This is a genomic window from Pedobacter sp. KACC 23697 (assembly GCF_045348445.1).
In the GTDB taxonomy this organism is placed as follows: Bacteria; Bacteroidota; Bacteroidia; order Sphingobacteriales; family Sphingobacteriaceae; genus Pedobacter.
Genome location: NZ_CP157485.1, coordinates 3,167,884 through 3,190,188 on the forward strand (window position 1 = coordinate 3,167,884; position 22,305 = coordinate 3,190,188).

Here is a 22,305-nt window from a genome sequence, read left to right on the forward strand (position 1 = left end):
TTAAAGCATTAAAACACTGCTCATTTCTATTGGCAGTGTTTTTTTATTTAAATTAGAATATGTTTAAAAAACGCTCCGTAATATTTGTTGTTATTCTTATCTGTCTGTTTAGCTCCTGCATCTCCAGGCTGGCAAGGCCAGCCATATCAGGCACTATATTAGATTATGAGAACAAACCCATTGCAGGTTGCCATGTTGGCGAAACCGTTACCGGCGCAAATGGTAAATTTTACCTCAAAGAAATCAGGTACAATAAATTTTTCTTTCCTGAAATATTTATGATGGAAGCCCCGCCGCTTCATTTTTCTGAAAACATTAAAAAAGATGGCTATTTAAGCTATAATATAGAAGGCTTTAACCGTTTTGGTGGCGGACAAGGCAAAGGTGCATCAATCACAATAGATACCGTATACCTGAAAAGGATAAATGAAGTAATAAAACCAGCAGATTATATCTATACAAAATGGAAATTTACCGCAAACCAAAACCTGGATACATTATATGGTACCAACGCCAACTTCAGGCTTCATAACACGATAACAAACAATAAAAATTTTGTAGAAAAGATCCAGTATGGATTAATCTACAAATTTAATTCAACCAAGAAACCTGATAGCGTTTGGAGCGCAGAATCTTACAATCTAAAAACCACCTATTTTGTATCGCTTAAGCCTAACGGCACTTATACCGGGAAAAAGGTGCTGGAGTATCAAAACCCATGGAAACACAGGATGGAATACAACCGTACTTACAGGCAATCTTACGTCATTCCAAACAATAGTATCCAAACTAAGGGAACATTTACTTTTTCTAAAGATAAAATTGTTTTTGACGAGGCTTTTAGTCAGGCAAAGAACAATTATAAAATAGATTCGATAGACCGGGACGTCCTCATTTTAACCAGGAAAAACATGAATTGATGGTTTCACCTACCCTAAACATCATTTTACCGACATTTTCGCATCTGTATTCAAAAATTCATTCCCTATTCATTTAAAGCTCCTTACATTCGCAACATGGAAACAAAAAAAGCCATTATCAGCGTTAAAGACCTGGTAAAAAAATATGATGATTTTGTAGCCGTTCAAGGGCTTAGTTTTGAAGTATACGAGCATGAAATTTTCGGTCTGCTCGGTCCTAATGGTGCTGGAAAGACCACTACCCTCGAAATTATCGAAACATTAAGACCTAAAACTTCAGGTGAAATTATTGTAAATGGTTTTTCTGTTGATAAACAGTCACAGGATATTAAACAGATTATTGGCGTACAGCTACAGGCAGCCGGTTATTATCCAAATTTAAACCTGATCGAACTGATTGAACTTTTTGCCGGTTTATATGGCGCCAACATCAAACCGATGGAGATGCTGGAGAAAGTAAATCTTCAGGATAAAGCCAAAGCTAAATATAAAGCACTATCAGGCGGCCAAAAACAGCGTTTTTCTATAGCCACTACCCTCATTAACCAGCCAAAGATTATTTTTTTGGATGAGCCTACAACAGGCCTGGATCCACAGGCCCGCAGGAATCTTTGGGATCTGATTACAGAAATCCGAAATGCAGGCACTACGGTTGTGATTACCACACACTACATGGATGAGGCTGAACAGCTTTGCGACCGCGTTGCTTTTGTAGAACGCGGACAGATTATTGCGTTGGATACACCTGACAACTTAATAGACCAATTGGTAAACAGTGGTTTTGAGCGTAAAAAAGAAGTTAAAAAGGCCAACCTGGAAGATGTTTTCATTAATCTTACAGGTCAGGAATGGCGCGAATAAGCTCCCTACCCCCAAAAAGAAGCACTTGAAACCTAATGTGCTTCATATATTTTTAAAATAAAATCCAGCAGAACCAATATGCAAAAAGATATACAAGAAAAAAATCTAAATTCCCCTTCAAAGGCCGGAGGCTATAGTAATGCCAAAGCAACCCTGGCACTCGCCAAAGCAAGTTTCCGTTCTATTATGCGGAGTCCATCGGCAGTGGTTTTCACCCTTGCTTTCCCCCTGATATTTATCCTCGTTTTTGGATTTTTGGGTGGCGGCGGAACCCGTATTGATGTTGGGGTTACACCAGGTTCTGATTTAAATAACCCGGTAATGGGTATGCTCGAAAAAACGGGTATGATCCGTTTGGTAAAAGATAAATCAAAAGCCGAATTTGATAAATTACTGGAAAAAGGGAATGTTGATGCGATGATTGATGTACATAGAAAAGTAAATACCGCCGCCTATTCGGTTAATGTGGTTTATACTTCGGCTTCGAGAGATAAAGGCGGGATTCTAAAATCAGTTTTAAACAATATCTTTTATGATAAAACCTTGAAACCCACCGTTGCAGAAATTAAGGAAAGCACCATTACAGGCCGTGAGTATAAAACCATTGATTTTATTCTTCCTGGTCAATTGGGCTTTTCGCTATTAAGCACGGGCGTTTTCGGAACAGCATTCGTATTCCTAAGTCTGCGCCAAACCCTGGTCATCAAACGTTTTTTTGCTACTCCTGTGAGGCGATCGAGCATCGTTATCGGCGAAGGGATTGCCCGTATCGGCTTTGCCTTAATCGGTGCTTTATTTATCATTTTAATTGGCCATTTCTTTTTTGGCTTTACACTCGTACATGGTGCACTCACGGTCGTCAACATGCTTATACTGGCCACTCTTGGTGTCATTGTGTTTATGGGTTTTGGCTTTATTATTTCTGGTATTGCCAAAAGTGAAAGCATGGTACCTCCAATATCGAATATTATTACCCTGCCACAGTTTTTATTATCGGGAACATTCTTTTCTATCGAGGCTTTTCCAGGTTGGTTACAACCGATTAGCCGGGCCTTACCCCTTACCTATTTAAATGACGCCATGCGCAAAGTAGCTTTTGAAGGCTTAGGCTTATGGGACGTTAAATTTCAGATCATGATTCTATTGCTCTGGGGTATCGGCATTTACGCAGTAGCGGTAAAAGTATTTAAGTGGGAATAAGATAACTCAAAGCATTTTAAAATGATAACATCAAGTTATCATTTTTTTTGGAGAAAAAATTTTAATATCGGATAAGTTTATTTTTTTAATCATCCGATAATTAATATCTTTGGGTATGTGGGATTTTGATTTAATTGATTTAGAAGAGCTATTACCTCAAATAGAAAGGTTATACGAAAAAAAGGCCAGGTTAGCAACTTCAAGGCCTTTGCCTAATAGCGCCCTGCACCGCATCAGAGAAGACCTTACCCTCGAGTGGACATATAATTCGAATAGTATAGAGGGAAATACTTTAAGTCTGAAAGAAACCCAAATGGTTTTACAGGAGGGTATGACGGTTAAAGGCAAATCGTTACGGGAACATTTCGAAGCCTATAACCACGAAAAGGCTATCGATTACCTGTATACTTTGGTTAATAAAAATTATACACTCAGAAGCATTGACATATTATCGCTTCATGGCCTGGTACTCAGAAGTATTGAGGATGATTATGCCGGCCGTTTAAGAAATGGTGGTGTACGCATTGTGGGTGCAAACTTTACACCACCCAGTGCCAATAAGGTTTCTGATTTATTAGATCAATTGATCACTTTTATTAACGATAATCCACTGGGATTAAATGATATTGTATTGTCTACTATTTTCCACCATAAACTCGTTTGGATCCATCCTTTTTTTGATGGGAACGGGCGTACGGTGAGGCTTGCCATGAATTTACTACTCATGAGAAATGGCTTTCCTCCAGCCATCATCCTTAAAAACGACAGAAAGAAATACTACGAAGCACTTAACCAGGCTAATAAGGGCAATTACCATAAACTTTGTTTATTGATGCTACAAGCCTTAGAACGCTCCTTAAATATCTATTTAAATGCATTGCCAGGAAACCACTATGGAGATTACGAACCCATATCACAAATCGTTTCAGAACCTGATGTTCCATATGGCCAGGAGTATATAAGCCTATTGGCCAGGCAAGGCAAAATAGATGCCTATAAAGAGGGCAGAGATTGGCTCACCACCAAAGCTGCAGTACAAAGCTATATCAAAACACGCAAGAGAAAACGTTAACCTTTTTTAACTTTTTGATAAGTGATATTGGCTTAATTTTACATAAAAATAGTTAATGAAAAGTTTGATCATCTTTTTCGGTATTTTACTTATGGCCACTGCTTCGCAAGCACAGTTTAAGTTCCTGGCAAACAACAGTTCCAACCAATACAAGGCCAAAATTTTTGTTGATAAATGTGCAGGAAATGCTTGTAGCGGTAAAGCCACCGTTATTGTTTACGATAAGATTACGGACAGAGAAATAGACACTTTTCATTCAGAAGACCTGGATTTTGGCCTAACCGAATCTCAAAATGCCAAACTAGGATGGCTGGAACTCGGCAAATATCAAACCCCTTTAATTTTTGGTGATTTTAATTTTGACGGCTTTGAAGATTTCGCCATTCGCAACGGTAACAATGGCGCCTATTCTAGCCCGTCATACGATATTTATTTATCGTCAAAAGAAAATAAATTTTTAAAGAGCGAAGAGCTTACTAAACTGGCCAGCGAGAACCTGGGCATGTTTGATATTGATAAAAAAACAAAGCAAATTGCTATCCATCAAAAAGAAGGTTGTTGTTTTGATAAAACCATCAATTATAAATTCGATGCTAAAAATGTGCCGTACGAAGATTCATCGGTCATTGAAGATTCGAGCATTGCTGATATAGTTACTGTGATAACCCAAAAAATTGTTGACGGCAAGGTAAAAAGAACGGTCCAGAAATTTAAAATGAAAGATTATTCTAATCAATAAATCGACTTGATTGATCTCGTTTTAATTTGATCTTAATAGATCTCTCCACTCCGCAATGCACCTGATATAGATGAAGACTTTTTTATAGTGCTGCCTTGACCAAAAATGGCAGTATTTCTTTCTGAAAACTCACAAAGTTTTTACGCACATCAGAATCGCTAACCGAAGTAAATGCAAATGAAAATACAATACTTTTACTTGCTTTTAGCAAAAATGCCAGTCCTTCTCTTCGTGCCGGGTTATTTTTAAAGTTATCCAATTGCAGGTAAGCGGCCAACAATAAAGCTTCAAGCTGATCTGATAAATGTTTCAAAAACTCTTGTGAGTTTGCATTTTCGCGTACAAAATCCCAGCCGATAAACTCATTACATGCAGTAAATGATAAACGGCTTGTTTTCATTACCAATGCTTTCAAGTGTTCTTCTTCTGAAGCGTAACTTACTTTATTGTTTAATATCTCATAAAGGTTCTGATCCAGGTAATCCATCAGGATACTATCTAAAACCTGCTCTTTACTCTCAAAATATTTGTAAATAGTTGCTTTGGCTATGCGGGCCTTTTTTGCAATTTCATTTACACTGGTTTTATGATAACCGTATTTTCTAAATAATTCTTTGGCAGCCTTTTTTACTGTTTCTTTTATTTTTTCAGCTTCCATTTTAATTGCTTACGTGTAATAATATGTTGCCTTGCAAAGAAATATTATAGGCTTTTAGGCTTCTTTCGGCAGGTGCTTTTTGCGGACTACCATCAAGTAGTGAAAATTTAGCACCCGAACAAGGGTCGGTAGCCGTTATGCCATTATCATCTGGTACTACCTTGCAAATCTTTTCCGGGTTTACCGTGCTGCACCGATCGAAGGCAACATAGCCTCCAAGCGGTGTTTTTACAATCAGCAATCCACCCACTCCATTGTTTGAAACAACTAAGACATTGTTTACCGCCTTTAAGCTGAACTCCGTTATTGTTACATTATAGTTTACAGGTACGTCAGGAATAAAACCCTGGTCTTTACCGCAACCCGTAACCATCAGGAGTATAAACAATATACTATATAGATATTTCATCATTAAATTAAAGCAGATTTAAATTGCTTTAAGAAACGTGCATCATTCTCTGAAAATAAACGCAGGTCTTTAATTTCATACTTTAGATTGGCAATACGTTCTATCCCCATTCCGAATGCGAAACCACTGTATTTTTTTGAATCAATACCACAGTTTTCCAAAACATTTGGATCTACCATGCCACAACCCAAAATTTCTACCCAACCACTGTACTTACAAAGCTGGCAGCCAGCACCTTTACAAATGGTACAGGAAATATCCATCTCTGCCGAGGGTTCGGTAAAAGGAAAATATGACGGACGGAAACGCACTTTTGTACCTTCCCCGTATAATTCCTGCACGAAATAAAACAAAGTCTGCTTTAAATCTGCAAATGATACATTTTCATCCACATACAGCCCTTCTATCTGATGGAAAAAGCAGTGTGCACGGGCAGAAATGGCTTCGTTACGGTAAACACGGCCTGGCATAATGGCCCTGAACGGTGGCTGGCCCTGCTCCATCATGCGTACTTGCACCGATGAGGTATGCGTACGTAGAGCAATATCGCCTTTCTCACCTCCTTTTTTAATAAAGAAAGTATCCTGCATATCTCTTGCAGGATGCTCTTCAGGGAAGTTTAGGGCCGAGAAGTTATGCCAATCGTCTTCAATTTCAGGCCCTTCTGCTACAGTAAACCCCAGTTTGGCAAAAATTTCTACAATTTCTCTACGTACAAGGGCTAAAGGATGGCGTGAGCCAATCTCGAAACCCTCGCCCGGCAAAGTTAAATCCAGTTGCGAACTTTCGCTTTTAGTATCGGTACTTTCTGTTGCCTCTTTTAAAGTAAGGTATTTTGATTCGGCCAGTTGTTTAAACTCGTTTAAAACCTTTCCCAACGACCTTTTTTCTTCAACAGAAACAGATTTGAATTCGTCGAAAATCTCTTTTATGATGCCTTTGCTTCCTAAATATTTAATACGGAATTGCTCTAACTCATCTGCTTTTTCAGTTACGAAAGCATTAATTTTCTCGGTATATTGTGTTATTTTGTCCTGTAACATGGCTTCAAATATACAGCAAATTATCTAATAATTTTAGGGTAAGCCGGTTCAAATAATCTGTTTACAATATCATTATAAAAGAAAATGAACCCGTAAAGCACAAAAGCCGCTTGAAGCGGCTTTTGTAATTATAATAGATCTATACGTTTTAAATTACGCCTAATTCTTTTCCCACTTTAGTAAATGCGGCAATGGCCTTATCTAAATGATGTTGCTCATGCGCGGCAGATAATTGCACACGGATTCTGGCTTTGCCCTGAGGTACAACCGGATAAAAGAACCCGATAACGTAAATTCCTTCTTCTAACATTTTAGCAGCGAATTGCTGGGCAATTTTAGCATCGTATAACATTACCGGAACAATTGGATGAAAACCAGGCTTAATATCAAAACCTGCCTCCGTCATTTTTTCACGGAAATATTTTGTATTTTTTTCTAATTTATCCCTTAATGAGGTGGTTTCGCTCAACATGTCCAATACTGCAATAGATGCACCTGCAATTGCCGGTGCCAAGGTATTAGAGAACAGATAAGGACGCGAACGTTGGCGCAACATATCGATAATTTCTTTCTTACCCGAGGTAAAACCACCAGATGCACCGCCTAAAGCTTTACCTAAAGTACCGGTAATGATATCGATCCGGTCCATCACATTAAAATGCTCATGTGTTCCACGGCCGTTTTTACCAATAAAACCAGTACAGTGCGACTCATCAATCATAATCAATGCCTCATATTTATCGGCTAAATCTGCAATCTTATCCAGCGGAGCTACAGATCCGTCCATAGAGAAGGCACCATCGGTAACAATAATCCTGTGTCTGCAATCTTTAGCCGCAATTAATTGTTTCTCTAAATCTTCCATATCGGCATTTTTATAACGGAAACGCTGTGCCTTACACAATCTAACCCCATCTATAATTGATGCGTGGTTTAATTCATCAGAAATAATAGCGTCTTCTGCATTAAATAATGGCTCAAAAACGCCACCATTGGCATCAAAAGCCGCAGCATATAAAATAGTATCCTCGGTACCTAAAAATTTAGAAATTTTTGCTTCAAGCTCCTTGTGCACATCTTGTGTACCGCAGATAAAACGTACAGAAGACATTCCATAACCATGATCGTCGATTGCTTTTTTAGCTGCTTCTATTACTTTTGGATGAGAAGAAAGCCCTAAATAATTATTAGCACAAAAGTTAATCACTTCATGACCACCGCTTACTTTAATGTCGGCACCCTGGGGGGTAATGATGATACGTTCACGTTTAAATAATCCAGCGTTTTCAATTTCTTCAAGTTCCTTTTGGAGAACAGGTTGTAATGTTTTGTACATGGCCTTTTTTATATGGTTGATTTGACGTCAAAGTTATAAAAAAAAGTCTTTTCCGACCTAAAAAGGCAATTTTATCCCTATATTTTGCGTGTAAATCTTTAACTGATCAGATCAGCATTAGTGTGACGAATTTTTAAAAACCATTTATCCCGGTTATTTTTTTTCGATCTTAACAAACTTTAACACCAACCTATGTGTATAGTGTTAAAGTTATTCGATATTTATAGCTTACTAACCTAACATATGATAAGAATTTTATCGCTCCTGTTTTTTTGCAGCTTTACCAATATAATTTTAGCCCAACAATCTACCATTACCGGAATGGTTAAAGATAATAGCGGACAAGCTATTCCTTTCGCAACAATTTATTTAAAAAATACCACTAAGGGAACATCGGCAAATATTGATGGAAAATACGCCCTGAAGTTAAAAAACGGCCAATATACACTAAGTTTTAGGGCTGTTGGTTTTAAACAGCAAGATCATATTATCAATTTATCGGCAGATCAGTCACTCAACGTTACCTTAACATCAGAAAGTTATACTTTAGAAAATGTGAATATCACGGCCAATGCGGAAGATCCGGCCTATGCCATTATACGCAATGCTATTCGGGAACGAAAAGTACACTTGAATGAAGTGAAAGCGTTTAGCTGTGATGTATATATTAAAGGAGTGCAACGGTTAAAAGGCGCACCTAAAAAATTCTTCGGACAGGATATACAGAAAATTTTAGAGTTGGATACCAACCGAAGAGGTATTATTTATCTTTCAGAATCGCAGAGCAAATTTAATTTCAGACGGCCCAATGAGGTACATGAGGAAATGATCTCATCAAAAGTTGCCGGGAGGAACAATACATTTAGTTTTAACAAGGCATCAGATCTGATTGTCAATTTTTACGACAATTACCTGCTTGAAAATAAATTAAGTGCTAGGGGATATATTTCGCCTATTGCAGATAATGCCCTCTTTTATTATAAATATAAATTGTTGGGCGAAAGCAATGAGAATGGGGAAATCATCCATAAAATAGAAGTGATTCCACGTCGGGAAAACGATCCGGTTTTCAGGGGGATTATTTATATTATTGATGATAGCTGGAGAATTTACAATACCGATGTTTACCTGACCAAAAACGCAGGTATTAACTTTATTGATACACTGCACATTAGCCAGCAGTTTACTAAAGTTAATGAAGCGTATATGCCTACAGCCATTAATTTTAAATTTGGAGGCAATGTGCTGGGATTTAAAATAGCAGGTTATTATGTTGGGATTTATAGCAATTATAACCTTGACCCCAAATTCCCAAAAAACTTTTTCAACGGGGAAATCTTAAAGGTTACCGAAATGGTAAATAAAAAAGATTCCATTTATTGGAAAAACAACCGGCCTATCCCGCTAACAGAAGATGAAAAAATCAATTATGTTAAAAAAGATAGCATAGCGAAGCTGAAAGAATCGAAAAAATATCTCGACTCTCTTGAAAGAGAAAATAATAAATTCGGAATAGGTAAGCTTTTACTTAGAGGGGTAAGTATCAATGACCGGTACGACAAAGAATATTGGAGCTTCGACCCTGTATTAAAAGCAATATTTTATAATACGGTAGAAGGATTTGCTATAAAATATGGCGTTACCTACCGGAAAGATTTTGAGAACAGAAGATCTTATTCCATTAGACCTGAGTTGAGGTATGGTTTCGCTAACCAGAAGCTTACCGGAAGCTTAACCGGAAGTTATTACTACAACCCGCTTAAACGGGCAAGTATAGGTGCCTCATTTGGAAACGGCATATTTGATTTGAACAATCTGGGTTCTATGACACAGCTGGGCAATACCATCAACTCACTATTGTATGAAAAAAACTTCGCCAAATTTTACGAAAAGAGTTTTATAAACATTAATACCACCCGCGAACTGATCTCGGGCCTGCAAGGAAGTTTGGCTGTAGATTACAGCAGGAATAAAAGCCTCACCAATAACACTACGTTTAAATTTATAGATGCGAAAGACCGCGAATTCACATCTAATAACCCATTCAACCCAACAGAAGACAAGCCGCTTTTCCCAACCTATAATTCTTTCAGTGCCACGGCAAGTTTAACCTATACTTTCGGACAGCAGTACATTACCCGTCCGGATGGTAAGTTTTATACCGAATCGAAGTTTCCAAAAATTACGTTATTGTATAAAAAAGGCTTTCATGGTGTACTGAACAGTGATATTGACTACGACTTTGTAAAACTGGAAGTATCTCAAGATAGAATTGGAATGGGATTATGGGGATATACCTCGTTTTTGGCTGGCGTGGGCAAATTCCTGAACAACAAAAACATGTATTACCCTGATTTCAAGCATTTCGCTGGTAATATTTCCACCATTTTTCCTCCTAATTTGAGAAAGTTTCAGTATCTGGACTTTTACCAGTTCAGCACCAATCAACAATATTTCGAAGCCCACCTGGAACATAATTTTGCGGGATTCTTTATGAATAAAATTCCCTTGTTGCGTAAAGCAAAGCTGGAAGAATTTATTGGTGGAGGTTATTTATCTTCTCCCGAAAAACGGAATTACAAAGAATTCTATTTTGGTATCCAACGCCTGGTATTGCGCGCCAGTTATGGCTTTGCCTATGATGGCGGACGTAAGCTAACGCAGGGGTTTAGGATCGCTTATGGATTTTAGTATAGAAAATGTTTGATGTAAGATGGATAATGACAGGCCATACATTATCCATCTTACATTTTCCATTTTTACATCTTACATAATTCCCTTATCTTTGCTGCGCTTTAAACGCCGTTTGCAACGGTATCAACAGCGTTATGAAAAAATATCAAACACTACTTTACTATTGCTATAGCCACATAGCAGAGGCTGAACAATTTGCTGCCGATCATCTTAAATTTTGTAAATCTCTGGGTCTTGTAGGTCGGATTATTGTTGCAGACGAAGGTTTAAACGGCACCGTATCTGGTACTCCAGAAGCCTGCGAAGCTTACATGAAAGCTATACATGCCGATGAAAGGTTTGCCAAAACGGAATTTAAAATTGATGATGTAGAAGAGCTTTCGTTCCTGAAAATGCATTGCCGCTACAAATCGGAAATTGTACACTCGGGTTTAAGGGATACGACCATTATTGATCCCAACAAACAAACGGGTAAACACTTAGAACCGGTCGATTTCATGAAAATGAAGGATGATGAGGATGTAATAATCCTTGATGTACGCTCTAACTACGAACATAATCTTGGTAAGTTTAAAAACGCACTAACGCTTGATATCGAGAATTTTCGTGATTTCCCAGAGCAGATTAATCAACTTGCCCAATATAAAGACAAAAAAATATTAACTTACTGCACAGGTGGGATTAAATGCGAAAAAGCATCTGCCCTATTGTTACACCATGGATTTAATGATGTTTACCAATTGCATGGCGGTATTATTAAATATGGTAAGGAAGCAGGCGGAAAAGATTTTGAAGGCAAATGTTATGTATTTGATAATCGCATAGCTGTAGATGTAAACCAGGTTAACCCAACGGTAGTTTCAGTTTGTTACAATTGTGGGGTTACTACACCCAAAATGATCAATTGTGCCAATCCAGAATGCAACGAACACATTACCCAATGCGATGCCTGCGGTGAACAGCTTCAGGGCTGCTGCTCGGTAGCGTGTACAACCAATCCCCGCAAACGCCCTTACGATGGTACCGGTTATTATGTGAAGGTTCCGCAGCCGGTGGTGGCGAAAGGATAAAGAAAACAAATAGAAAGACCATCATCCCGATCCGATAGCTATCAGATGAAACGCAGTGAAACGGAGAGCTCTGTTGAGATAGATTTAGCTTCGCTGAGCATCTTCGTGGTTCTCGACTTCGGTGCACCGATAGCGATCGTTTCCGCTCGAAATGACGGTATTTTTCGGAACTCTAGAAATTTCAATCTTTTTCTCACCTGATTCGTTTACATCTGCCACCACCCGCCTATTTTAACAATTTTTCATTACTTTGTACCATAATAGGTTTACCCAATTACCTTTTTATGCTAAACTACTTCAGGTTTTTATTACTGTTATCCTTCTTTACTATAAATGCCAGCGCAGCGGAAATTAAAAGTATAGGCGTTCCCTACATCGAAAATTACCCAAAAGCCACTTATTCGTCTGGAAACCAGAACTGGAGCATAGCTAAAGATAAAAATGGTGTAATGTACTTCGGTAATGCGGAAGGATTATTAACTTTTGATGGACGTTACTGGCAGAAATACCTAATGCCAAACCGACAGATTGTGAGAGCGGTTGCCACCGATAACAAAGGAAAAATTTATACTGGTAGCTTTGGCGAGTTTGGCTACTGGGCCGTTAAAAACAATAAGTTAAGCTACCATTCGCTTACCAATTTGTTGCCGAAAGGTATAAAAATAGATGACGAAGTATGGAAAATCTATGTTGATCCGGACAGGATAATTTTCCAGTCCTTTTCCAAAATATTGATCTATAAAAACAACAAAATTGAGGTCATAAAATCACCCTCTTCATTTCTTTTTTTGCACAAGGTAAACAACAGGTATTTTATCGAAGTACTGGAAAAAGGCTTATTTGAACTGAGCGGCAATAAATTAGTTTTTATCCCTAATAGTGGAAAGCTAGGTAAAGAGGGCATATTATCTATTCTTCCTTACAAGACTACGGGCCTGATTATTGGAACCAGTAAACAGGGATTATTTACTTACGATGGTAAAGATTTTACACCTTTAAACACACCTGCAAATCATTACCTAAAAACCTACCAGCTTAACAACGGAGTAAGTTTACTGGGCAAGTATTTCGCATATGGAACCATTCTCAACGGTTTGATCATAATAGATGAAAATGGAAAAATAGTGCAGCGGATCAATAAATCAAGCGGTTTACAGAATAATACAGTTTTAAGCCTATATGCAGATAACGAGCAAAACCTGTGGACTGGGCTGGATAATGGCATTGACCGTATAGAACTTAATTCACCATTATATTTTTATTTTGATAAAACAGGTCAGTTTGGAACCGTTTATTCCAGTATTATTTTCAACAATAAAATTTACCTCGGCACTAATCAGGGTTTGTTTTACAGCGAATGGTCGCCAGATAATCTTCTGCCTTTCAATTTCCGATTAATTCCTAATTCGCAGGGCCAGGTTTGGGAGCTGGCCATTATAGATAATGAGCTAATTTGCGGTCATAACAGCGGTACATTTAAAGTCCTGGGCGACAAAATCGAATGGATATCAAGATCGGCAGGTGGGTGGACCATTAAGAGATTAAATTCAAACCCAAATTACCTTATTCAGGGAACTTACACAGGCTTATCTTTATTTACCAAGTCGCCAGCTGCAGGATTAGAGTTTTCAAACAAAATAGCTGGTTTTGCAGCGCCTTCAAGATATGTAGAACAAGATAACAGGGGCGATATCTGGGTTGGCCATGCCTACAAAGGCTTATTTAAACTAAACCTTAGTCCGGATTACACCAAAGTAACGAGTACTAAATATTTCGATGAGAAGAATGGTTTACCTGGTAATTATAATATTAACATTTTCAACCTGGAGAATCGGCTTGTTTTTTCATCTGATGCAGGTTTTTATACCTATGATGAACTAAGCAATAAATTCACCAAATATGAAGTGCTGAATAAAAGCCTGGGCTCTTTTGAAACCTCCAACAAAATTATACCTGCAGGCAGTAAAAAATACTGGTTTATTAATCATGGTAAAACTGCACTGGTTAACTTCAGCGAGCCTGGTAAGGTAGACATTGATTCGAATCAATTCAGCATTTTGGATGGCCGGATGGTGCAATACTATGAAAATATCAGTCGCATCAGTAACTCAATTTACCTGATCAGTGTTGATGATGGTTTTGTAATCTATAATCCAACCGCCCAGCTTAATCAGGAAAAGAAAAAGCTGCCCGCTGTTTTAATCAGGCGTGTAGAAGATATTACTGATAAATTCACACTGATCAGCGAAGCTGGAAATGATGAAGAAGCAACAGAAATCCATAACAGCAGAAATAATATCCGGATCTCCTACTCCCTGCCTTATTACAGGCAGGCTAAAGTAAGATATCAGTTTTACCTGGAAGGTTACTCCCACACCTGGTCTGACTGGACTTACGCAACGCAGAAAGATTTCACCAATTTAAGCGCAGGCACCTATACTTTTAAAGTGAGGGCAAAAGTTGACGACAATACCGTAAGTTCTGAAACGAGTTATACATTTACCATTCTACGCCCATGGTACCTGAACAATTGGGCCATTTTATTATACACCATTTTGGTTGTGGTGGTTTTAATCTCAGGTAAAAAGATATATGAAAGGAAACTGCTGCGCGATAGTCAAAAAATTACCGATCGCTTGAAGGCCGAACAACAGGAAAAGTTTAGGCAGGAAGCCGAAATCAGCGAAAAGCAGATTATTAAATTACAAACAGAGAAACTGCAGGCCGAACTGGCTTCGAAAAACAGGGAGTTGGCCAACTCGGCCATGACACTGGTTTATAAAAACGAGTTGCTCCAAAAACTGGCTGACGACATTACCAAGCTGAAAGATGAAAATGGAAAGAAACTTTCTGATGAGCAGACCCGCAAAATTCAGAAAGTAATAAATGATGGGATGAATGATGAACGTGACTGGCACCTGTTTGAAAATAGTTTTAACGAAGCACATGAAAGTTTCTTTAAAAAGTTAAAGGCGCAGCATCCTGATCTGGTTCCGAATGATTTAAAACTTTGCGCCTATTTAAGGATGAACATGAGCAGCAAGGAAATGTCATCGTTACTGAACATCAGTTTAAGAGGGGTAGAAATCCGCAGATACCGCTTGCGCAAAAAACTTGAAGTACCACACGACAAAAATTTAACCGAATTTTTAATGGAACTTTAGCTTTTTCTATTTCTCCAATTTGCGCGGTAAATTATCATAAAAACAACAGATCTTCATATATGAAACAGTTTCTTTAAAAACGATTTTTGCTCATTCTATTAACTTTTTTTGCCATTAGGCACTACATCATTACCTCTCATAACGTTTTTAATTACCCCACAAAATACTTGGTGTACTTTTTACACTTGCTTAAGTGTTAATGTTTTGTTAAAATTAAAAAAACTGTGTTTTTGGCCTAAAATCACGTTTGGTTTATGTATCTGTGTAACCCCACATGCCTTGATGATGTATTAATGTAGAGGTAAAATCACTTGCACATCCACAAAAACAACCTCACTTTTAACTAACAATTAAACTAAATTTATAATAAAGCATGAAAAGAATCTTTACAAGAATTTCTGTTCTCGCTGCATTTTGTTTGCTAACAATTAACGTAGCATTAGCGCAAAACATTACTGTAAAAGGTAAGGTAATCGATGGCGGTGACAAGACCCCATTGCCAGGCGTATCTATTTTAATCAAGGGCACACAAGGTGGCACCCAAACAGATGTAAATGGCAACTACTCACTTAGTGTGCCAGCAAATGCCACATTAGTATTCAACTTTGTAGGCTACACAGCACTAGAGCAGGCTGTAAACAATCAAACTACCATTAACGTATCATTGGTATCTTCAACACAACAATTAGAGCAGGTTGTGGTAGTGGGTTATGGTACACAAAGAAAAATTGATGTTACTGGATCGGTAGCTTCGGTAAAAGGAGAGGAAATTTCTAAGCAGGCTTCTGTAAATCCGGTTAGTGCATTACAGGGTAAGGTTGCTGGTGTATCGATTACCAACAATGGTGCACCAGGTTCTTCGCCACAGATCACCATCCGTGGTACTGGAACAGTTTACGGTAATACAGGCGTTTTATATGTTGTTGATGGCGTTTGGTATGATGATGTAAGTTTCTTAAATCCAAGTGATATTGAAAACTTAAGTATTTTAAAAGACGCATCATCACAATCTATCTACGGTATACGTGCAGCAAATGGTGTGGTTTTAATTACGACCAAAAAAGGCAAAACAGGTGAGCCAACAGTGAGTTATAATGGTTCTATAGGTTTTAAAGCTGTAACTAACCAGGTAGAAATGGCCAATGCAACGGAGTATGCTACCATAATCAATGAGTTATCTGCCTATAATGATGCTAACCCATTATTTGCAAATCCATCTTCTTTTGGTAATGGTACAAATTGGTACAATCAGGTATTTAAAAATGCGCTTCAAACCAATCACCAGATTTCGGTAAATGGCGGCACAGAGAAAACAACATATAACTTCTCGCTAGGTTATACCAATGAAGACGGAATTGTCAAAACCCAAAATTATAAACGTTATACGGCTAAACTATCGAATGATTTTCAAGTATTAAAGCCTTTAAAAATTGGTTATACTGTATCTGGTACAGCAATTAATACAAATGATATTGATGGAGCTATTTTCCGCCAGTTATATACTGCCGGTCCTGTTGTTCCGGTTTATTATGCAGATGGAACTTATGGTGATGCAAATGACTTCAGTTTAGGTGGCGGTAATAACTTTAATCCACAGGTTACGATAGATTATTACAATCAAAAATCAAAAAATTATCGCTTTACCGGTAGTGTATACGCAGAATTAACCATAGCCAAAAATTTCACTTTTAGAACAAGTGCAGGTGGCGATTTTGGACAGAATGAAGTGAGAAACTATGTACCGCTTTATTCCGCGACACAGGGTCAGAGAACAACACAAAGTACACTGAGTATCAACAGATCAGAAACCAGGAATTGGATTTTAGAAAACACATTAACTTACAAAAATACTTTTGGTGATCATAATATTACCGTACTGGCAGGTACAACCGCCCAGAGAAGGAAATCTTATTACATCAACTCAACGGCATTTAATGTTCCTTATTCAAGTGACGGAGACTTATATCTGGCCTTAGGTACTGCTGCAACACGCACCGTAGTAGATGGCGGAAGTTTAAATACTTCAGCTTCGTATTTTGGCCGTGTTAACTATTCATATAAAGACCGTTATTTATTAAATGCAACAATCCGTAGGGATGGTGCATCACAGTTTTATGGAGGTGGAGATCTTTGGGGCAATTTCCCTGCAGTTGGTGCAGGCTGGGTAATCAGCAGTGAAGAGTTCATGAAAGATCAGAAAGTAGTGAACTATTTAAAATTAAAAGGATCATGGGGTAAAGTGGGTAACGCAGGTGTACCTATTAACCCTACTACTTTAACCGTTTCACAGGGTGGTGATTTGGTTGCCTTTTATAACGGTGTAGGTTATACCGGCGCAAATGTGAACTCTTTAGTGCCTTCTTTCTTAAACTGGGAGCGTACAACAGGTACTGACATAGGTTTGGAAGCTAAATTTTTAGATAATCGTTTAAGCATTGAAACAGGTGTTTACAACAAAAGGACCGAACAGGCTATTTTCGAAATACCTGTATTAAGTTCTATCGGTACTGCATCAGGAAAATTGATCGGTAACCAGGCCGACTTCCAAAACCGTGGTTTCGAATTTTTAGCCACCTATGCAGATCAGTCCAAGGATGGTTTTAGCTATTCAGTTAGTGGAAATATCGGTATCAACCAAAACAAAGTATTATCTGTAGTAACAGGCTTGAACCCGATTTATTCTGGTGGTGCAGGCATTGCAAACGGTGCACTGGCAACACGTACCATACAAGGAGGTGCTATTGGAGAATTTTTTGGATATAAGGTAGATGGCATTTTCCAAACCACAGCAGAAGTTGCAGCATCTGCTCAAAAAAGTGCTAAACCTGGCGATTTTAAATACGTAGACCAAAATGGCGATGGAGTAATTGATGGTAGGGACCGTATTGTTTTAGGAAATCCAAACCCTAAATTTACCTATGGTTTAAATACAACTTTTGGCTATAAAAATTTCGATCTAAGTATAGATATCCAGGGTGTGGCAGGTGTTGATGTTTACAATGCCAATCTTGCTTACCGTTTCGGCAATGAAAACTTTAGTAAAGACTTTTACGATAACAGGTGGCATGGTGCAGGAACTTCCAACACCTATCCTTCAGCGGCAATAGGTAAAACGGCAAATGCGGCTCCGAATTCATTTTATGTTGAAGATGGCTCATATATACGCCTTAGAAACATTCAGCTTGGCTATGCCCTACCTTCTTTGCTAACCAGCAAATGGAAAATACAAAGGGTAAGATTTTTTGCTGATGCACAAAATGCAATCAATTTATTTGGCTATAAAGGCTTCACTCCAGAAATTGGCGGTACGCCTACAAACGCCGGAATTGATGCTACTGTATATCCTTTAGCTGCTACCTACAGATTTGGCCTTCAAGTTACTTTCTAACAAATAAAGCAATGAAAATAAATCATAAAAATAATTATATACAAAAGATTGGGCTTATTGCTTTATGCTCTGGTCTTTTCGTTTTACCTGCATGTAAAAAAAGTTTTTTAGATGTAGATCCACAGGCACAACAGCCTGCGGTTACTTTTTGGAAGTCGGCAGATGACGCCACAAAAGCTGTAAACTCCATTTACGCCATCCTTCGTAGTAACGATAACACAGGCTTTCCGGCTATTGCTATTGAAAGTGTTGGGGGAGATGATGCTGAAAAAGGCAGCGATCCTAATGATGCGACCTATTACAACAGCTATAATGATTTTTCGGTAACTGCTACTGAAGGACAATTGCAAGGTTTTTGGAACGGACAATACAAAAATATTAACTTATGTAATCAGGTTTTAGACAATGTGCCAAATATTAGTATGGACGCAAGCCTTAAAGCACGTTATCTTGCAGAAGCGAAGTTTGTGCGTGCTTATTCATATTTCAGGCTGGTTCGAGCGTATGGTGATGTGCCTTTACGCTTAAACGTTCCAAAAGATGCTTCAGAGTTTAATATTCCTAGAACGCCTAAAGCACAGGTTTATGCAGCGATTGAAAAGGATTTGAATGATGCTGCAGCTGTATTGCCTCAATCATACCCTTCAGCTGATATAGGTCGGGCTACAAAAGGGGCTGCATTGGCATTGCACGCAAAAGTGGCCATGTACCAACAGAAATGGGCCGATGTATTATCGTACACCAATACCGTAATGACTTTGGGTTATGATTTATTCCCTAACTACGAACAGGGTTTCCGCCTGAATAATGAAAATAACATTGAGTCAGTATTTGAAATCCAATGCGAAATCATTCCAAGTATTGCAGGCTCCGCTACTTCTCAATATAGCCAAATACAAGGTGTTAGAGGAACAGTGGCCGGTTACGGGCTAAATGTACCCACCGCTACACTAGCAGCAGCTTACGAGCCTGGAGACGTACGGAGAGATGCAACAATTATCTTCAGAGGAGAAACAACCCCACAAGGAGACCCAATCCCTGTTACTGTACCAAATCCAATGTATAGCCAAAAACCATATGTTCCTTTCAATTTAATCAATACCAGTTTTAATCAGGGCGCACAACAGAATGTAAGGGTAATGCGCTTTGCCGAGGTTTTACTAATGAATGCCGAAGCAGCAAACGAGCTGGGAAATACAGCGCTGGCTAAAACTTCGTTAAACCGCGTTCGTGCCCGCGCCAGAGGTGGGGTTGCAGGTGTTCTACCTGATGTAACCAGTAATGATAAGGAGGTTTTACGCCAAGCCATCTGGAAAGAAAGATTTGTTGAATTGGCGATGGAATACGACCGTTATTTTGATGTGATCCGTCAGGGACGCGCCGCAACAGTATTTGGTCCATTGGGATGGAAAGCAAATAAAAATGAAGTATGGCCAATCCCTTCGAACGAAATAGACATAAGCGCAGGAACATTAACACAAAACCCAGGTTATTAACCGCTTAATTGAAAAAGAAATGAAAAAAAAATATTTTATATTGATGGCAGCCGTAGTCCTTGGATTATCGTCGTGCCAGAAAAAATTTGATCCTTCAAGCTATGCTCCAGCTTTGAATATCGGTGGATTTACAAATGCAAAGCAGATTGCGCCCAGCAACCTTATCGCTTATTGGGCTTTTGACGGAGGTTTAATCGACAGTGTGTCAAATGGTGCAGGAACAAATACCGGTACCAGTTTTGGAACTGGCATTAAAGGCAAGTCACTTCAGGGAGCGGCAAACAGCTATGTTTTAGCTACACCATCCTCCAAAGTTACTTCTCTGTCGAGTTTTACATTAACAGAATGGATTAATACCCCTCCCCCATCTAACGGGATTATTGGTTTATTCAGTTTATCTAACAAAACAGAGTTCTGGGGTAACATAGAAGTGTTTGTAGAAAACGGCAGTACTAACGATAATGGTAAATTAAGAATCCATATCAATAAGGGTGGCGATAAAACCTATGCCGTGGATAATATTGTTAATCTCTTTGGCAAGTGGATTTCCCTAGCAATCTCGTACGATGCCACTTCAGGTATGGTTAAAGTATTCGTAAATGGCTCAAGAGTAAGCGCTGGAACAGTTACCGGTTTGACAGGTCCATTAACCTTTACCAATACAGGCAATTTGGTTTTCGGGACTGTTCAGTTTCAAACCACTCCGAGCCAAACTACCGGAACATCCAAGCAAGATTGGGCAAGCTTCCTAACTGGCCAACTGGATGAAGTTAGGCTTTATGATAAAGCTTTATCTGAAGATGAAATCGGATATCTTTCTAAGCTTGAGGCGAGAGGAAAATAATTCACTAAAAATAAAAAGGGCTACTTCTGGGTAGCCCTTATCTACTCAATTATCAATTTAAATCATAATAATTTTTTTACCGAAACAACGATAAACTGAAAAACTAAAACCACTACCATGAAAAAAAATCTAAAATTTTATGCTCTGATCTTGTTATCTGTTATTTTTATAGCCTCCTGTAAAAAAACTGATCAAGACACTCCACTTGCTGAATCAAAAAACGATGCAGTATTATCCTACATTAAGAGTTTAGGCTTTTCTGCAAACTCAATTAAAGACATTGGTGTCGAGTACCTTGTAGATGGCGATATTACCTTCGCCAAAAACATGGAAATTCCTCTTAATAAAAGTCAAAAAGTTGAAAATAACCTCATATTAACTGATCGCCAAATGTCATTACCATCTATTAATGACCACAAAATTGGGCAGTATTATGGAGGAACTTTAGTAAATCAAACGAATAGAATTAATGTTAGGATTATGGTAGATCCATCCATGAACAGTATGATTAATGAAATCAATTCTGCCATAGGACAATGGAACAATGAGCCTTCTGGAATTTCATTTAGTATCGTTTCTAGTGGTTCTTACGATATTTTAATTAAAGATGCAAATTTAGGAAATGGTGGGTGTGGAAGGGCACGCTTTCCACTAAATGGTAAAGCTGGTGATTTAGTTGAAATAAATAAAAGTTATATTTCTGGTAATAGCTTCGATCAAAGGCAGAGAACAATTACTCATGAGCTGGGACATACAATAGGTTTTCGCCATACCAACTGGTCTGCAAATGGAGAAAATCAAAATGATAGTGACCTTATTGGTACACCAGTTACGGCAATTGATGTACCCAACGCAGGTGGAACGGATGCAAATTCTCTGATGAACGGAAGCCAGTGTGGTATAGGAGCAGCCTATTTATCTGCTAAAGATAAGTTGGCATTAATTAACTTGTATCCTATATTTTATAACGCTGCAGTTAGTCAAAACTTTACCCAAACAAACTGTAGTACAGGAACACCTGACGTTGTTCCATTTACCATTCCTGCAGGCACCTATAGTTCAAAAATTTCGCAGGCTGATGCAGATCAAAAAGCCGCCAATGCATTGGCAAGTCAAGGCCAGGCAAATGCAAACTATGTTGGTACATGTGGTGGTACAAAACCTAAATTTACTTTAAGCAACTCATCATATAGAACAATCACTGTAAATATTATACGCCCAACAGGCGTTAATTATTTTACTATAGAATTAAGAAATTATCAAACAGGCGTAGTAACCTATAGCACAGCAACCTCAAGTACCGGAGTAGTTTCGGTTAGTTCCTCAGGCTATTATGGAATAGCTGTGGTTGTCAACACTTCTCAGGGCTCAGTAAGTATCCCTGCTGAAGGTATATATGTTAATTAACAAA

The 22,305-nt window shown here is 38.3% G+C and carries 16 protein-coding genes; 12 read left to right on the top strand and 4 right to left on the bottom strand.

From position 1 onward, the window contains the following. The first annotated feature begins 59 nt into the window (after positions 1-59). The 5 genes from ABEG20_RS12630 (at position 60) to ABEG20_RS12650 (ending at position 4,792) form a co-directional block, all read left to right on the top strand. A complete protein-coding gene (locus ABEG20_RS12630) occupies positions 60-920 on the top strand; it encodes a hypothetical protein (RefSeq protein WP_406823694.1) in 861 nt (286 codons plus the stop codon). Between the two features lie 96 nt (positions 921-1,016). Beyond that, entirely contained in the window at positions 1,017-1,781 is a 765-nt protein-coding gene (locus ABEG20_RS12635) for an ABC transporter ATP-binding protein (RefSeq protein WP_406823695.1), read from the top strand. Positions 1,782-1,859: 78 nt separating this feature from the next. Continuing rightward, a complete protein-coding gene (locus tag ABEG20_RS12640; protein WP_406823696.1) occupies positions 1,860-2,981 on the top strand; it encodes an ABC transporter permease in 1,122 nt (373 codons plus the stop codon). Between the two features lie 115 nt (positions 2,982-3,096). Beyond that, the gene (locus ABEG20_RS12645; protein WP_406823697.1) at positions 3,097-4,053 is read left to right on the top strand and encodes a Fic family protein; all 957 of its coding nucleotides are present in this window, start codon (positions 3,097-3,099) and stop codon (positions 4,051-4,053) included. 55 nt (positions 4,054-4,108) lie between these two features. Further along, on the top strand, positions 4,109-4,792 hold the full coding sequence (locus ABEG20_RS12650) for an XAC2610-related protein (RefSeq protein WP_406823698.1): 684 nt from the start codon (positions 4,109-4,111) through the stop codon (positions 4,790-4,792). A gap of 82 nt (positions 4,793-4,874) precedes the next feature. Here the strand turns inward: ABEG20_RS12650 and ABEG20_RS12655 are convergent, their stop codons facing one another. From ABEG20_RS12655 to kbl, 4 genes are all read right to left on the bottom strand, one after another. Continuing rightward, positions 4,875-5,450, bottom strand: a complete 576-nt coding sequence (locus ABEG20_RS12655) for a TetR/AcrR family transcriptional regulator (protein WP_090501759.1) — start codon at positions 5,448-5,450, stop codon at positions 4,875-4,877. 1 nt (position 5,451) lies between these two features. After that, the gene (locus ABEG20_RS12660) at positions 5,452-5,862 is read right to left on the bottom strand and encodes a hypothetical protein (protein ID WP_406823699.1); all 411 of its coding nucleotides are present in this window, start codon (positions 5,860-5,862) and stop codon (positions 5,452-5,454) included. Beyond that, positions 5,862-6,902, bottom strand: a complete 1,041-nt coding sequence (pheS, locus tag ABEG20_RS12665) for a phenylalanine--tRNA ligase subunit alpha (RefSeq protein WP_406823700.1) — start codon at positions 6,900-6,902, stop codon at positions 5,862-5,864. Before pheS ends, ABEG20_RS12660 begins: the two co-directional genes overlap by 1 nt. Before the next feature lie 148 nt (positions 6,903-7,050). Continuing rightward, complete coding sequence (gene kbl, locus ABEG20_RS12670) at positions 7,051-8,238, bottom strand: glycine C-acetyltransferase (RefSeq protein WP_406823701.1); 1,188 nt, start codon at positions 8,236-8,238, stop codon at positions 7,051-7,053. A gap of 243 nt (positions 8,239-8,481) precedes the next feature. On the opposite strand from kbl, the gene ABEG20_RS12675 reads away from it, so the two are divergent. The 7 genes from ABEG20_RS12675 (at position 8,482) to ABEG20_RS12705 (ending at position 22,301) form a co-directional block, all read left to right on the top strand. Beyond that, on the top strand, positions 8,482-10,929 hold the full coding sequence (locus ABEG20_RS12675; protein WP_406823702.1) for a DUF5686 and carboxypeptidase regulatory-like domain-containing protein: 2,448 nt from the start codon (positions 8,482-8,484) through the stop codon (positions 10,927-10,929). Between the two features lie 137 nt (positions 10,930-11,066). After that, positions 11,067-12,002, top strand: a complete 936-nt coding sequence (locus tag ABEG20_RS12680; protein WP_406823703.1) for a rhodanese-related sulfurtransferase — start codon at positions 11,067-11,069, stop codon at positions 12,000-12,002. A gap of 284 nt (positions 12,003-12,286) precedes the next feature. Then, on the top strand, positions 12,287-15,166 hold the full coding sequence (locus ABEG20_RS12685) for a triple tyrosine motif-containing protein (RefSeq protein WP_406823704.1): 2,880 nt from the start codon (positions 12,287-12,289) through the stop codon (positions 15,164-15,166). 373 nt (positions 15,167-15,539) lie between these two features. Further along, entirely contained in the window at positions 15,540-18,554 is a 3,015-nt protein-coding gene (locus ABEG20_RS12690) for a SusC/RagA family TonB-linked outer membrane protein (RefSeq protein WP_406823705.1), read from the top strand. Between the two features lie 11 nt (positions 18,555-18,565). Next, a complete protein-coding gene (locus ABEG20_RS12695; protein ID WP_406823706.1) occupies positions 18,566-20,050 on the top strand; it encodes a RagB/SusD family nutrient uptake outer membrane protein in 1,485 nt (494 codons plus the stop codon). A gap of 19 nt (positions 20,051-20,069) precedes the next feature. Then, a complete protein-coding gene (locus tag ABEG20_RS12700; protein WP_406823707.1) occupies positions 20,070-20,894 on the top strand; it encodes a LamG domain-containing protein in 825 nt (274 codons plus the stop codon). Positions 20,895-21,011: 117 nt separating this feature from the next. Further along, complete coding sequence (locus ABEG20_RS12705) at positions 21,012-22,301, top strand: M57 family metalloprotease (protein ID WP_406823708.1); 1,290 nt, start codon at positions 21,012-21,014, stop codon at positions 22,299-22,301. The last annotated feature ends 4 nt before the right edge of the window (positions 22,302-22,305 follow it).

Coding starts and splice junctions, on each gene's coding strand:
- ABEG20_RS12690 (WP_406823705.1), top strand. CDS start 15,540: ATGAAAAGAATCTTTACAAGAATTTCTGTTCTCGCTGCATTTTGTTTG.
- ABEG20_RS12660 (WP_406823699.1), bottom strand. CDS start 5,862: ATGATGAAATATCTATATAGTATATTGTTTATACTCCTGATGGTTACG.
- pheS (WP_406823700.1), bottom strand. CDS start 6,902: ATGTTACAGGACAAAATAACACAATATACCGAGAAAATTAATGCTTTC.
- ABEG20_RS12675 (WP_406823702.1), top strand. CDS start 8,482: ATGATAAGAATTTTATCGCTCCTGTTTTTTTGCAGCTTTACCAATATA.
- ABEG20_RS12650 (WP_406823698.1), top strand. CDS start 4,109: ATGAAAAGTTTGATCATCTTTTTCGGTATTTTACTTATGGCCACTGCT.
- ABEG20_RS12630 (WP_406823694.1), top strand. CDS start 60: ATGTTTAAAAAACGCTCCGTAATATTTGTTGTTATTCTTATCTGTCTG.
- ABEG20_RS12635 (WP_406823695.1), top strand. CDS start 1,017: ATGGAAACAAAAAAAGCCATTATCAGCGTTAAAGACCTGGTAAAAAAA.
- ABEG20_RS12640 (WP_406823696.1), top strand. CDS start 1,860: ATGCAAAAAGATATACAAGAAAAAAATCTAAATTCCCCTTCAAAGGCC.
- ABEG20_RS12680 (WP_406823703.1), top strand. CDS start 11,067: ATGAAAAAATATCAAACACTACTTTACTATTGCTATAGCCACATAGCA.
- ABEG20_RS12645 (WP_406823697.1), top strand. CDS start 3,097: ATGTGGGATTTTGATTTAATTGATTTAGAAGAGCTATTACCTCAAATA.
- ABEG20_RS12705 (WP_406823708.1), top strand. CDS start 21,012: ATGAAAAAAAATCTAAAATTTTATGCTCTGATCTTGTTATCTGTTATT.
- ABEG20_RS12695 (WP_406823706.1), top strand. CDS start 18,566: ATGAAAATAAATCATAAAAATAATTATATACAAAAGATTGGGCTTATT.
- ABEG20_RS12655 (WP_090501759.1), bottom strand. CDS start 5,450: ATGGAAGCTGAAAAAATAAAAGAAACAGTAAAAAAGGCTGCCAAAGAA.
- kbl (WP_406823701.1), bottom strand. CDS start 8,238: ATGTACAAAACATTACAACCTGTTCTCCAAAAGGAACTTGAAGAAATT.
- ABEG20_RS12700 (WP_406823707.1), top strand. CDS start 20,070: ATGAAAAAAAAATATTTTATATTGATGGCAGCCGTAGTCCTTGGATTA.
- ABEG20_RS12685 (WP_406823704.1), top strand. CDS start 12,287: ATGCTAAACTACTTCAGGTTTTTATTACTGTTATCCTTCTTTACTATA.